The sequence below is a fragment of the Streptococcus parasanguinis ATCC 15912 genome, from assembly GCF_000164675.2.
Classification (GTDB): domain Bacteria; phylum Bacillota; class Bacilli; order Lactobacillales; family Streptococcaceae; genus Streptococcus; species Streptococcus parasanguinis.
Map to the genome: position 1 here is coordinate 1,776,847 of NC_015678.1, position 12,237 is coordinate 1,789,083.

Sequence of the window (12,237 nt, forward strand, 5' to 3'; positions counted from 1 at the left end):
AAAGCCTAAAATAAATAAATGACTAACTATTAGTAATTTGTAAATAAAACACGAAAAAATGTTTGACAATTAAACTAATTGGAGGTAGAATGAGAAAAGATGTACATATATTAAAAAAATGTTGATATAGCATGCATTTCAACGGGAGAAGTTTATGGAAAAATTGAAAATAGTGGTTGTTTTTGGAACTCGACCCGAGGCTATAAAAATGGCTCCTTTGGTGTTGGAATTGCAAAAACAAAGTGAAATGATTCAAACTGTTACAGTAGTCACTGCTCAGCATCGTCAAATGCTGGATCAAGTCTTAGAGACCTTTAAAATTGTACCAAATTACGATTTGAATATCATGGGGAAAAGCCAAACCTTATTAGAGATTACAACTAAGATTTTAGATAAACTAGATCCAATCATTAAAAAAGAAAAACCAGATATGGTATTGGTTCATGGAGATACAACAACTACTTTTGCTACCAGTTTAGTTGCTTTTTACAATCAAGTAAGAATTGGTCATGTCGAAGCTGGTTTGCGGACTTTTGATAAATATTCTCCATTTCCAGAAGAGATGAATCGCCAAATGACAGATAATTTAGCAGATCTGTATTTTGCACCGACTGGCGAAAGTAAGGCTAATCTATTAAAAGAAAATCATTCCGATTCTTCCATTGTGGTCACAGGGAATACAGCTATTGATGCACTGAAACTCACTGTTCAGGAAGATTATCATCATGAGGTCTTGGATCGATTGGATCCAATCAAAAAATTGATCCTCGTAACGATGCATAGAAGAGAGAATCAAGGATCCCCGATGAGAGCTGTATTTGCTGCTTTAAGGGAAATGGTTGATCAAGAACCAGATATAGAAGTGGTATATCCGGTTCACCTGAGTCCGGCAGTACAAGAAGTAGCGTATGATCTTTTGGGAAATCATGAACGAATCCATCTCATCGAGCCATTAGATGTTTTTGATTTCCATAATTTAGCTTCTAGAAGTTACTTTATTATGTCAGATTCTGGGGGTGTCCAGGAAGAGGCCCCATCATTAGGAAAACCAGTATTGGTATTGCGAGATACGACAGAACGCCCAGAGGGAGTTCAAGCAGGAACCTTAAAATTGGTCGGTACGGATCCTGAAACCATTAAATCTACGATGACAGAGCTGTTAAATGATGAAAAACTGTACTTTGAAATGGCAAATGCACGAAATCCTTATGGGGACGGAAAAGCCTCTGCCCGAATTGTACAAGCTATTAAACATTATTTTGCTTTGGGAGATGCCGTTGAGGAATTTCATGAGGGAGATGAAAACTAATGAAAAAAACTGATAAGTTAAGTAGATGGTTGCTGATTCTGATCGTTTATGAAGTTCTTCTATTTCTGTACTGCTTATTTTTTGCAAAAGAAATTCTTATTGAAGAAGGACTGTTCTTGATAACAGGGTTATTTGCTGCTATTGTTTTGTCTGATTTATTATTGACGTGGACGATCCTTCTTTCATTTGCCTTTGGAATTGTATTCTTAGTTGCAGGTATTGTCTATATTCCATTTCACCAGTCTTTGCTACTACTCTTCAGTTTTCCGCTATTGATTGCAATCTTAATTCAAGTTCGAGATCATCTTTTCAAAGAACATGCAAAAATAAAGGATCAAGAATCAGAAGCTGATGTAGATTATTGTAATCGATTTGAATCCTATGAAGATCGAAATAATACGAAGATCCAAGCCTTATTAATTCACTGGTCTCATGAGGAATTATTTTTCAAATTACAGCCTGGAGAATATAGCCAAATGTTGAACCAAATCCACGATCTTTTATCCCAATATGTCAAACAAGATGAAAGTTTGTATTATGTATCGGATGGTAATTATTTATTTTTATCTTCTGATAGCCAGAGGGATCTGAAAAACGAATATGACTCCGTGATAAAAAATCAATTGGAAAACCTTGTTTTTTGTGGAGAAGATGGAGAGCAATCGGTGCAATTTCAATCAGGATTTGTTGTAGTGGATCAAACAAATAAAACAAAGTATGGTGATTATAAAGATTTGATTAGTCATTTAAAACGTCAACTAGAGACAGATATCATTGTTGAATATTAGGAGGGAAACATGACATTAACGAATTTATTTTTTAACATGGCCGTAGGTATCAGTGTATTTTTTGTTTTATGCTTCATTGTATTATTTGTGGATTATATGATGATTTACCATTCTGTGAATAAAAATTTTAAGGCGGTGCACCATGATTAGTCAAATTGTGATGATTATTGCCCTGATTTCGATTTGGTTATCTTTAGCCTGGGGACTGGTGATTCTCTTCTCGGCCGTTCATTTTTGGTTCAAACATAGTGATTTTCGTGTCAATACGGATCCCCTTCCGTATTACCCTAAAGTGACCATTGTTGTACCAGCTCATAACGAGGATGTGGTTATTGCTCAAACAGCCAAAGCGATTCTTGACATGAACTATCCACATGATCGTGTCGAATTATTGCTGTTTGCAGATAATTGTTCGGATAGGACCTATGAAGAGTGTCTTTCAGTCCAAGCATTGCCAGAGTACGCAGGACGCGATTTAACAATTATTAATCGAAGCGGAACAGGTGGAAAAGCAGGTGTTCTTAATGATGCTTTGAAGATGGCTACAGGAGACTATATCTGTGTTTACGATGCAGATGCTATGCCTGAAAAGAATGCACTTTATTTTTTAGTGAAGGAAGTACTTAAAGATCCGGAACGTCATGTGGCATCCTTTGGTCGAAATAAGACGCGAAATGCAGGGCAAAATTTTTTAACACATTGTATCAATCAAGAAATTGTCGTCACCCAACGGGTTCACCATGTCGGCATGTGGCATCTCTTTAAGATTGGACGGATTCCAGGGACAAACTTTATTATCCAAACCGAATTTGTAAAGAGTATTGGAGGCTGGAAAAATGGTGCCTTGACAGAGGATACGGATATCTCCTTTAAGATTATGCAAAGTGGGAAGTTGATTGCTCTCGCGTATAATTCAGAAGCTTTTCAACAGGAACCAGAAACTCTGAAGAGTTATTATATGCAACGTAAGCGTTGGGCAAAAGGAAATTATGAGGTAGTTCTTTCCAACTTTAAACATCTATTTGGAAAAGGAAATTGGCGTGTGAAGTTGGAAGTCATTAATTACTCCTGCATCTTTTTTTGGTTTAATGCAGCGATCATTTTATCAGATTTGATTTTTTTCGCAAACATTTTAGCTATCTGTATCCATTCAGTCGTCCCAGGAATTCAAATACCATTTGCCTTTGATTCTGATAATATTTATATTGCTCAATTAATGTTGTTTAATTGGATTTTGATGATTGGAATTTATCTTCTTCAGATCAATGTTGCACTAGCATCGCAGTTTGGTCAGGCAACGATCAAACAAATTTGGTTAGCCCTGGCCGCGTATTTCACCTATTCACAACTGTTTATTATTGTATCTGTTGATGCTGTTTCTTCTATTGTGATGGATAAACTGTTGCATCGTGAGGGAACAAAATGGGTTAAAACAAAACGATTCGCGGGGTAGGAGATTTTATGAAAATGAAAAAGTTTAGATATTTATGGTTTGTGATTATTCTTTGCATTTTCTGTATGACCTTATTTTTTGCGAGAACTAGAAGCAAGATAGAGATGCGAAATCGAATCTATCGCCAGTGGAATCAACAGTTTGTTGTTTCAAAGGGGAAGGAATCTTATATTCGTACTACCAATGATTCAAATCAGACAGTCGTCTTATCTGAGGCGCAAAGTTACGGGATGTTGATTACAGTAGAGGCTGCAAAAAAAGGCCAGGCCTACCAAGAAGACTTTGACCGTCTCTATCAATACTATCTGAAACACCGCTTAGGGGATACCCAGTTGATGTCTTGGAAACAAACGATCTCAGATGGAAAGGTTTCAGCTGAGGATCATAATGCAACAGATGGGGATCTTTATATTGCTTATTCTTTGCTAGAAGCGTCCCATCAATGGCCAAAGCAAGCTAAAAAATACCAAGCTCAAGCTAAAGCTATTTTAGGAGATATCTTAAAATATAATTACAATGAAGAAACAGGTGTTCTAACAGTTGGAAATTGGGCTAATGGGGATTCGGATTTTTATCATTTGATGCGGACTTCTGATACACTGCCAGCACAATTCCAGGTCTTTTATGAAGTTACGCAAGATCCCAAGTGGTTAGATATTAAAGAAAAGATGTTGAAGCAACTAGATACGATTAGTTCGCAATCGAATACAGGTTTATTACCTGATTTCATTTGGGTAGAGGAACAGGGAACTCGTGTGGCAGATCCGAACACGATTGAATCTAAGTATGATGGGTCTTATTCTTATAATGCTTGCCGTCTTCCATATAATCTCGTTCAAAGTAAGGATCCAGTCAGTCAAAAAATGGTAAAAAAAATGTTAGGTTTCTTTAATGATCAGAGAAACTTATATGCTGGATATGATTTGAAAGGGAAGGCATTGAATAATCATCAGGCTGCAAGTTTCCTTGCACCAATAATTTTTGCGTCTGAAAGAGAAAAGAGTTATTTAAAATTGGTTCAACAGAATAAATATATATTTACACAGGATCTTCCTCTTAATAACTATTATGACGCAACAATGACAACCATGATCGCACTTGAACTGTTCTAATCATTTGAAGTTAGAAAAAGAGTCTCACAAGATAGCACTTCTATTTTGTAGGGGCTCTTTAATTTATTTTCAAAAAAAAGTCCCAAACTGAATCTGACCGTCTATTTTCAAAAAAAAGAAATGGGAAGTTTATGAAAATTACTTGAAAATTCATTCTGTGAGCAGAAAGCTTTTATTCTCAAAGGATTTTCTATATAATAGAGGATATAAAGGATGGAAGAGTTTATGTATCGAGTGATTGAAATGTTTGGGGACTGTGAGCCCTGGTGGTTTTTGGATGGATGGGAAGAAGATGTCGTCAGTAGTCGGAAATTTGAAGACTATTATCAGGCTTTAAAATACTACAAGCAGAAGTGGTTAGATTTAAATGCGCACTTTCCAAGTTATAAGAGTAGAAGTGATCTCATGACAGTTTTTTGGGATTCCAAAGAGCAAGAGTGGTGTGAGGACTGCAGTGAAGATGTGCAGTTATTCCACTCGCTCGTTCTTTTGGAAGATGAACACAAAATTCCAAAAAGCAAGCTCCGTCCAGGTTACGAAAAGGAAAAAGGGAGTCGGAAACACCGTTCTTGTCAATTTACTCTTGACCCGAATAAGAGTACAAAATCCCTGTCATAAGAAAAATCAGAAGATTTTTTAGAGCGATCTAGAAAGTCTTCTTTTTTGTTTTCTTTTTCGAATAGTATAAGTGAGAGGAGGAACTATGGTTCAAGAAATTGCAAAAAAATTGATCCGTATGGGGAAGAAGGAAGAAGCTCAGGATCTCTACTTCATTCCTCGGAAGGAGGAGTATCAGGTTTTTATGAGGGTTGGAGATGAGAGGCGTTTTGTGCAATCCTTTCCTTTTGAGGAGATGACGGCTATTATCAGCCATTTTAAATTTGTAGCAGGGATGAATGTGGGAGAAAAAAGGCGCAGCCAGCTAGGATCGTGTGATTACCCTTTGGAGAATGGAGTGGTTTCGATTCGCTTGTCGACGGTGGGGGATTATCGTGGCTATGAAAGCTTGGTCATTCGGCTTTTGCATGATGAGGAACGCGAATTGCGGTTTTGGTTTGATCAGTTGCCAGACTTGAAGAAGAAATTGGCTGGTCGTGGGCTTTATCTCTTTGCGGGTCCCGTTGGTTCGGGAAAGACCACTCTCATGCACGCTCTGGCGCAAGAGCGCTTTGCAGATCAGCAAGTCATGTCCATTGAAGATCCTGTCGAGATCAAGCAAGAGAATATGCTTCAGCTCCAGCTGAATGACCAGATCGGCATGACCTATGACAACCTGATCAAACTCTCCTTACGTCATCGACCGGATCTTCTCATTATTGGGGAGATCCGAGATAAGGAAACGGCCCGTGCAGTTGTACGAGCTAGTTTGACAGGGGTCACCGTCTTCTCTACGATTCATGCCAAGAGCGTTAGAGGTGTTTATGAGCGCCTTTTAGAGCTTGGAGTGAGTGAGGAAGAACTCAAGATTGTTTTACAAGGTATTTGCTACCAACGATTAATTGCAGGAGGAGGTGTTGTCGATTTTGCAACGGAAAACTACCAAGAGCACTCGGCCAGCCGCTGGAACCAACAAATGGATCTCTTGGCTCAATCGGGATATATCCAGCTGGCTCAGGCGCAAGCCGAAAAAATTATCTACCGCTAAACAAAAGCAAATCATCGAATTATTTTTGAATCTTTATTCGAGTGGTTTTCATCTGTCTGAGATCGTCGATTTTCTGGGTCGCTCCCACCTAGTGGAGAGTCGGTTGGTCTCTCAGATGCGGGAAGATCTCTCTCGTGGGAAGAGTTTCTCAGATATGATGGCGGGGATCGGTTTTTCAGATGCGGTCACGACACAGCTGTCTCTCGCTGAGCTCCATGGCAATCTTGCATTGAGCTTGGAGAAAATCAGTGCTTACTTAGAAAACATGTGCAAGGTCAAGAAAAAGCTGATTGAGGTCAGCACTTATCCTCTTATCTTGCTTGGATTTTTGGTTCTGATTATGCTAGGCTTGCGCAATTATTTGCTCCCTCAAATGGATGCTCAAAATATTGGGACGCAATTGATCAGTTCCTTCCCCCAACTCTTTTTGGCCTTAGGAGCGGGACTGGTGACCTTCTTCTTACTCGGCTTTCTCTATTACCGCCAGTCAGGCAAGATCAACGTTTTTAGAACTTTGTCTCATCTGCCTTTCGGGAAAGGCATGATTCAAGCTTATTTGACAGCCTATTATGCCAGAGAATGGGGAAATCTGATTGGGCAAGGATTGGAATTGTCTCAGATTTTTTCCATGATGCAGGAGCAAAAATCCCAGCTTTTTCAAGAAATTGGAAGGGATTTAGCTCTTTCTTTAGATCGTGGCCAGTCCTTTTCAGAGACGGTCAGGGGGTATCCTTTTTTCAAAAAAGAATTGCCCCTTATGATTGAATATGGTGAAGTCAAATCAAAGCTCGGAAGTGAGCTAGAAATCTACGCTGAAAAAACCTGGGAAGATTTCTTTCGTCGGGTTCACAAGGCTATGAATGTGATACAACCTTTGGTGTTTGTCTTTGTAGCTCTTGTGATTGTGTTACTCTATGCAGCCATGTTGCTGCCGATTTATCAAAATATGGAGGTTCATTTATGAAAAAATTAAAAACCTATAAGGTTAAAGCCTTTACACTTATTGAAATGTTGGTGGTCTTATTGATCATCAGTGTGCTCTTATTGCTCTTTGTGCCGAATTTGACCAAGCAAAAAGACTCCGTGAAAGAGACAGGAAATGCAGCGGTTGTGAAGGTGGTCGAAAGTCAGGCTGAATTGTACGAGCTCAATCATACCAATGACCAAGCCACTCTAGCAAAACTGATTGCTGATGGAAATATTACCAACAAACAAGCAGAATCCTACCGTTCCTATTATGCGAAAAATAGTGGAGAAACTCGTGCGGTTGCAGATTAAGGCCTTCACTTTGGTGGAGACCCTTCTGACCTTGATGATCGTTAGTTTTATCTATCTGGGCTTATCGGGATCGATCAAGACGAGCTTTCAGCAGGTAGAAGAAAAAGTATTTTTTGCAGAGTTTGAACACCTCTATCAAGAAAGCCAGAAAATAGCGCTGGCAAGGCAAACGGAATTGGATGTTGAAGTGACTGCAAGGAAGATTCAAACGCCTTATCAGACGGTGGAGATTCCTGATTCTGTCATTTTGCAAGATCCTAAAACTATTCGTTTAGACCGTGCAGGTGGCAATTCATCCCTGGCCAATGTTCACTTTCAGACACAGAGAGGAGTGGTGACCTATCAACTGTCGCTTGGAAATGGGAAAATTAAAAAAAGAATCCGTTCCCGCTAGTATTCTCATAGAATCTTTGGTAGCCTTGAGTTTATTTGCCATGATTACGACCTTATTGTTAGGGGAGATCCGCCGTTCGCGCAAGGAGCGACTAGCGGATTTTAAAGAGGTAGAAGTCTTATCTGTCGCTCAAATGGCACTTCAGACAGGGCAAAATCATCTTGAGGCCAATGGTATTCAGGTTCAAGTCGAAAAAGATGCCGATCAACTCACGGTCTATCATCAAGGAAAGGTGGTGCTGCATGTGGAATAAAGAAAAGGTCAAGGCCTTTACCCTTCTCGAAGCCTTGGTCGCTCTCTTAGTGCTTAGTGGGGGAGTGTTGGTCTTTCAAGGCTTGACCAAGCTTCTGCATGCTGAATTGGACTACCAGGCGCATCAAAAGCAGGAAGAATGGATACTTTTTCAGCAACAATTGCAGGTGGAATTGGACCGGAGTCATTTTGAAAAAGTAGCGGACAATCATATCTACTTGGTTCAGGATCAAAAACCAATTGCTATTGGCCAATCTAAAGGAGATGATATCCGAAAAACAGATGATAAGGGCAGGGGCTATCAGCCTATGATTTCAGGTGTTCGCTCTAGCCAAATTTGGCAGGAGGGAGATTTGCTTCATCTGCGGTTGGATTTTGAAGAAGGTCTAGAAAGGGAGTATGTCTACCATGTGGTACCAGCGATACAAAATGAAAAAAGTTAAGGCTGGTGTCTTGCTTTACGCTCTCTTGATGGCAGCGATTTTTAGTCTCTTGCTTCAGTTTTACCTGCACCGTCAGGTTGCGGAGAGACGAATCTTAGAGACGAGTCAAGAGCGTCTTCGGGCCTATGCTTTGGTGCAATTGGCTCTTGAAAAGAGAAAGAGTGATGAGAAGACATCAGAGATTCATTTAAAGTCTGGAACAGTTCAGCTAAGGCAGGATACTGGTTTTCTTCATGCCCAAGCTGAGATAAATGGCGAAAGCTATGAGTTTATCCTTCCTGTAAGGGAAGAAAAAGAAAGTAGCAAGAGTCAAAAAGAAAAGAAGAAGACACAGAAAGATAAGGAGAAGGCAGGGAGCGAAACGCCTTCTGAAGAGACGCCAAACGAGACCAAGGAACCATCAGAAAATAGCGAAAAAGACTAATTTTTGGTATGATAGGGTGCGGAGGAAATCATGAATTTCGAAAAAATTGAACAAGCCTATACCTATCTATTAGAAAACACTCAAAGTATTCAAAATGAATTGTCGACCAACTTTTATGATGCCTTGATTGAACAGAATGTCATGTATTTGGAGGGCAAGACAGACCTAGACATTGTTAAAAACAATAGCAAAAAATTAAAAGAACTAGGTTTAAGTAAGGAAGAATGGCGCAGAGCCTACCAATTCCTTTTTATGAAAGCTGCTCAGACAGAACCTTTACAAGCGAATCACCAGTTCACACCAGATGCGATTGGTTTTATCATTACATTTTTGATCGATCAGTTGGCTAAAAGCGACCAACTGGATGTCTTAGAAGTGGGAAGTGGAACCGGAAATCTCGCTGAGACTATTGTCAACAATAGCCGTCTCACGATTGATTACTTGGGATTGGAAGTAGATGATCTCTTGATTGACCTATCTGCTAGTATCGCAGATGTGATGGAGTCTAGCGTTGTCTTTGCACAAGGCGACGCGGTGCGTCCACAAGTTTTAAAAGAAAGTGACTTGATCGTTAGCGACTTACCGATTGGCTATTATCCAGATGATGCGATTGCACAGCGCTATCAGGTAGTGAGCTCCGAAGGCCATACCTATGCCCATCACCTCATGATGGAACAGGCTTTGAAATATCTGAAACCTCAAGGAGTTGCCATCTTTTTAGCTCCAAATAACCTCTTGACAAGCCCTCAGAGTGATCTGTTGAAAGCTTGGCTAACAGACAAAGCCCAAATCCTTGCCATGTTGACCTTGCCAGAATCTCTTTTTTCAAATCCAGCCTATGCTAAGACGATTTTCGTCCTACGAAAACAAGAAGAAGAGTCTGTTCAGCCCTTTGTCTATCCTTTTACCGATCTCCAGGATCAAGATCAGGTGGTTCACTTCATGGAAAGTTTCCAAAACTGGTTAAAGGATAGTGAAATTTGATCAAAGATCTGATATAATAGAGGAAGTGAAAACGCTTAATGAGGTGAATATATGTCGAAAACAATTTCTATTAATGCAGGAAGCTCTAGTTTGAAATGGCAATTGTACCAAATGCCAGAGGAAACTGTTCTTGCAAAAGGGTTGATTGAACGGATCGGTTTGAAGGATTCTATTTCAACCGTTAAATTTGATGGACGCTCTGAAAAACAAGTATTAGATATCCAGGACCATACACAAGCTGTAAAAATTTTGTTGGATGATTTGATTCGTTTTGATATTATCAAATCCTACGATGAGATTACAGGTGTGGGCCACCGCGTCGTTGCTGGCGGAGAATACTTCAAGGATTCTGCCTTGGTAGATGACGAAGTCCTTCGAAAAGTAGAAGAATTGTCTTTGTTAGCACCTCTTCATAATCCTGCAAATGCAGCTGGAATTCGTGCCTTTAGAGAGATTTGTCCAAATATTACCAGTGTTGTGGTATTTGATACTTCTTTCCATACAACCATGCCGGAAAAAGCTTATCGTTACCCTCTTCCAACTAAATATTACACAGAAAATAAGGTTCGTAAATATGGCGCTCATGGAACCAGTCATCAGTATGTAGCTGGTGAAGCTGCTAAACTTCTTGGAAAACCATTAGAAGAATTGAAATTGATCACCTGCCACGTTGGAAATGGTGTATCTGTTACAGCGGTTGACAAGGGAATCTCTGTCGATACCTCAATGGGCTTCACCCCTCTAGGTGGAGTCATGATGGGAACCCGTACAGGGGATCTCGATCCAGCGATTATTCCTTACTTGATGGAGCATACAGAGGATTTCAATAAGCCTGAAGATATCAGCCGTATCCTCAATCGTGAATCAGGTCTTCTGGGTGTTTCTGGATCTTCTAGCGACATGCGGGATATTCATACAGCGATGCACAATGGAGACGAAAAAGCCAAATTGGCATACGATATCTTTATCGATCGTTTGCAAAAATACATCGGTCAATACTTAGCTGTCTTGAACGGGGCAGATGCCATCATCTTTACAGCAGGAATCGGTGAAAATGCAGTAAACGTTCGTTCTTCTATTATCAATGGAATCAGCTGGTTTGGCTGCAAGGTCGACCCTGAAAAGAACGTCTTTGGAGCTATCGGAGATATTTCCACAGATGATTCACGTGTGAAGGTATTGGTGATTCCAACGGATGAAGAGTTGGTGATTGCGCGTGACGTTGAACGTTTCAAAAATCAGTAAACTGAAATAAAGTGAGAAGGCTGGAGGCGAAAGCCCCAGTCTTCTTATTTTATACAAGAAAGAGGTTGTCCATTGAAAAATATACAGTCTTTTATTCGAGAGCACCCATTATGTCAGAATGCCCTCTGGCTCCTTCTTTTTGTGCCCTTATTCTTTCTCTCACAATTCCCCCTCATCACCATGGTTTATTCCCTTCAAGAAGGAGTAGATGCAAGGTGGGTCACTATCCTCACTCTTTTGGCGACAGTGGCAGTACTCTTTGTTTTTTATAGGGTCATCAAGATGAGCCCTCTGGAGAACTTAGATGTTCGGGTCATAACCTGGCCGGCTCTGGGGAGAAATTTTCTTTTTCTTCTCTTGTTGATGGCTAATAACCTGCTAGCCTATCCCTTGTTGAAACAAGAGGCAGGTGGTACGACGGCAAACCAAGCGGCTCTGAATGAACTACAATCTCATGCTCCTTTTCTTGCTATGGGAATGGTCGTGATCCTTGTCGCTCCGATTCTAGAAGAGCTGCTCTGTCGGGCCATCATCCCTCGTTTGATCTTTCGAGGGGCAGAACCGATCGGTTACTTAGCCGGTGCTCTCTTTTTTACTTACTTGCATGGACCGAGTACCCTAGGGGAATGGGTAGCTTACGGAGGCATGTCCTTGATCTTAACTTGGGTGGCTTATCGCTACCAGCGGATCGAGTATAGCATCTGTCTCCATATGACCTTGAATGCGCTAGCTTATTATTATCCAGCTGTATTCCTCCTTTGTTTATTGCCGGTATCGAGAGTTTTCTTCCATGATAAATTATGATAAAATGGTAGGTACCAATGAGTTTTGATGCAGAACCTTCGTACAGAAGGTCAGAAAAATAAGCAATCCGTATGGAGAATGAACTCAGAGGTTTAGAACATTTGTT

At 40.2% G+C, this 12,237-nt stretch carries 15 protein-coding genes; all 15 read left to right on the forward strand.

What is annotated here, in order from left to right:
- Window positions 1-154 precede the first annotated feature (154 nt).
- The gene (gene wecB / locus HMPREF0833_RS08270) at window positions 155-1,309 is read left to right on the forward strand and encodes a non-hydrolyzing UDP-N-acetylglucosamine 2-epimerase (protein ID WP_013904481.1); all 1,155 of its coding nucleotides are present in this window, start codon (window positions 155-157) and stop codon (window positions 1,307-1,309) included.
- Window positions 1,309-2,097 carry a hypothetical protein gene (locus tag HMPREF0833_RS08275; protein WP_013904482.1) on the forward strand — a complete coding sequence of 263 codons (789 nt, stop codon included), beginning with the start codon at window positions 1,309-1,311 and terminating at the stop codon, window positions 2,095-2,097. Before wecB ends, HMPREF0833_RS08275 begins: the two co-directional genes overlap by 1 nt.
- A gap of 142 nt (window positions 2,098-2,239) precedes the next feature.
- Window positions 2,240-3,550, forward strand: a complete 1,311-nt coding sequence (locus HMPREF0833_RS08280; protein WP_013904483.1) for a glycosyltransferase family 2 protein — start codon at window positions 2,240-2,242, stop codon at window positions 3,548-3,550.
- Between the two features lie 8 nt (window positions 3,551-3,558).
- Window positions 3,559-4,662: a glycosyl hydrolase family 8 gene (locus HMPREF0833_RS08285; protein ID WP_013904484.1), complete on the forward strand. Its 1,104-nt coding sequence runs from the start codon at window positions 3,559-3,561 to the stop codon at window positions 4,660-4,662.
- 225 nt (window positions 4,663-4,887) lie between these two features.
- Entirely contained in the window at window positions 4,888-5,280 is a 393-nt protein-coding gene (locus HMPREF0833_RS08290) for a DUF1033 family protein (RefSeq protein ID WP_037617571.1), read from the forward strand.
- An 85-nt stretch (window positions 5,281-5,365) separates the two neighbouring features.
- The gene (gene comGA / locus HMPREF0833_RS08295) at window positions 5,366-6,307 is read left to right on the forward strand and encodes a competence type IV pilus ATPase ComGA (RefSeq protein ID WP_013904485.1); all 942 of its coding nucleotides are present in this window, start codon (window positions 5,366-5,368) and stop codon (window positions 6,305-6,307) included.
- Window positions 6,240-7,271, forward strand: a complete 1,032-nt coding sequence (gene comGB / locus HMPREF0833_RS08300) for a competence type IV pilus assembly protein ComGB (RefSeq protein ID WP_115276785.1) — start codon at window positions 6,240-6,242, stop codon at window positions 7,269-7,271. The genes comGA and comGB overlap by 68 nt, the downstream gene beginning before the upstream one ends.
- On the forward strand, window positions 7,268-7,585 hold the full coding sequence (comGC, locus tag HMPREF0833_RS08305) for a competence type IV pilus major pilin ComGC (RefSeq protein WP_003019171.1): 318 nt from the start codon (window positions 7,268-7,270) through the stop codon (window positions 7,583-7,585). Before comGB ends, comGC begins: the two co-directional genes overlap by 4 nt.
- Entirely contained in the window at window positions 7,575-7,979 is a 405-nt protein-coding gene (gene comGD, locus HMPREF0833_RS08310; protein WP_041818518.1) for a competence type IV pilus minor pilin ComGD, read from the forward strand. The genes comGC and comGD overlap by 11 nt, the downstream gene beginning before the upstream one ends.
- The gene (comGE, locus tag HMPREF0833_RS08315) at window positions 7,945-8,232 is read left to right on the forward strand and encodes a competence type IV pilus minor pilin ComGE (protein WP_013904488.1); all 288 of its coding nucleotides are present in this window, start codon (window positions 7,945-7,947) and stop codon (window positions 8,230-8,232) included. The genes comGD and comGE overlap by 35 nt, the downstream gene beginning before the upstream one ends.
- The gene (comGF, locus tag HMPREF0833_RS08320) at window positions 8,222-8,674 is read left to right on the forward strand and encodes a competence type IV pilus minor pilin ComGF (protein ID WP_003019060.1); all 453 of its coding nucleotides are present in this window, start codon (window positions 8,222-8,224) and stop codon (window positions 8,672-8,674) included. The genes comGE and comGF overlap by 11 nt, the downstream gene beginning before the upstream one ends.
- Window positions 8,631-9,098 carry a competence type IV pilus minor pilin ComGG gene (gene comGG / locus HMPREF0833_RS08325; protein ID WP_255309063.1) on the forward strand — a complete coding sequence of 156 codons (468 nt, stop codon included), beginning with the start codon at window positions 8,631-8,633 and terminating at the stop codon, window positions 9,096-9,098. The genes comGF and comGG overlap by 44 nt, the downstream gene beginning before the upstream one ends.
- Window positions 9,099-9,128: 30 nt before the next feature.
- Window positions 9,129-10,082, forward strand: a complete 954-nt coding sequence (locus HMPREF0833_RS08330) for a class I SAM-dependent methyltransferase (RefSeq protein WP_013904490.1) — start codon at window positions 9,129-9,131, stop codon at window positions 10,080-10,082.
- A gap of 51 nt (window positions 10,083-10,133) precedes the next feature.
- Complete coding sequence (locus tag HMPREF0833_RS08335; protein WP_013904491.1) at window positions 10,134-11,327, forward strand: acetate kinase; 1,194 nt, start codon at window positions 10,134-10,136, stop codon at window positions 11,325-11,327.
- A gap of 72 nt (window positions 11,328-11,399) precedes the next feature.
- Window positions 11,400-12,131, forward strand: coding sequence for a CPBP family intramembrane glutamic endopeptidase (locus tag HMPREF0833_RS08340; RefSeq protein ID WP_013904492.1), 732 nt, complete (start codon window positions 11,400-11,402; stop codon window positions 12,129-12,131).
- Window positions 12,132-12,237 lie beyond the last annotated feature (106 nt).

What these genes read in the sequence shown, in the direction of transcription:
- wecB (WP_013904481.1), top strand. Translation starts at nt 155, where the DNA reads ATGGAAAAATTGAAAATAGTGGTTGTTTTTGGAACTCGACCCGAGGCT.
- HMPREF0833_RS08275 (WP_013904482.1), top strand. Translation starts at nt 1,309, where the DNA reads ATGAAAAAAACTGATAAGTTAAGTAGATGGTTGCTGATTCTGATCGTT.
- HMPREF0833_RS08280 (WP_013904483.1), top strand. Translation starts at nt 2,240, where the DNA reads ATGATTAGTCAAATTGTGATGATTATTGCCCTGATTTCGATTTGGTTA.
- HMPREF0833_RS08285 (WP_013904484.1), top strand. Translation starts at nt 3,559, where the DNA reads ATGAAAATGAAAAAGTTTAGATATTTATGGTTTGTGATTATTCTTTGC.
- HMPREF0833_RS08290 (WP_037617571.1), top strand. Translation starts at nt 4,888, where the DNA reads ATGTATCGAGTGATTGAAATGTTTGGGGACTGTGAGCCCTGGTGGTTT.
- comGA (WP_013904485.1), top strand. Translation starts at nt 5,366, where the DNA reads ATGGTTCAAGAAATTGCAAAAAAATTGATCCGTATGGGGAAGAAGGAA.
- comGC (WP_003019171.1), top strand. Translation starts at nt 7,268, where the DNA reads ATGAAAAAATTAAAAACCTATAAGGTTAAAGCCTTTACACTTATTGAA.
- comGE (WP_013904488.1), top strand. Translation starts at nt 7,945, where the DNA reads ATGGGAAAATTAAAAAAAGAATCCGTTCCCGCTAGTATTCTCATAGAA.
- comGF (WP_003019060.1), top strand. Translation starts at nt 8,222, where the DNA reads ATGTGGAATAAAGAAAAGGTCAAGGCCTTTACCCTTCTCGAAGCCTTG.
- comGG (WP_255309063.1), top strand. Translation starts at nt 8,631, where the DNA reads ATGTCTACCATGTGGTACCAGCGATACAAAATGAAAAAAGTTAAGGCT.
- HMPREF0833_RS08330 (WP_013904490.1), top strand. Translation starts at nt 9,129, where the DNA reads ATGAATTTCGAAAAAATTGAACAAGCCTATACCTATCTATTAGAAAAC.
- HMPREF0833_RS08335 (WP_013904491.1), top strand. Translation starts at nt 10,134, where the DNA reads ATGTCGAAAACAATTTCTATTAATGCAGGAAGCTCTAGTTTGAAATGG.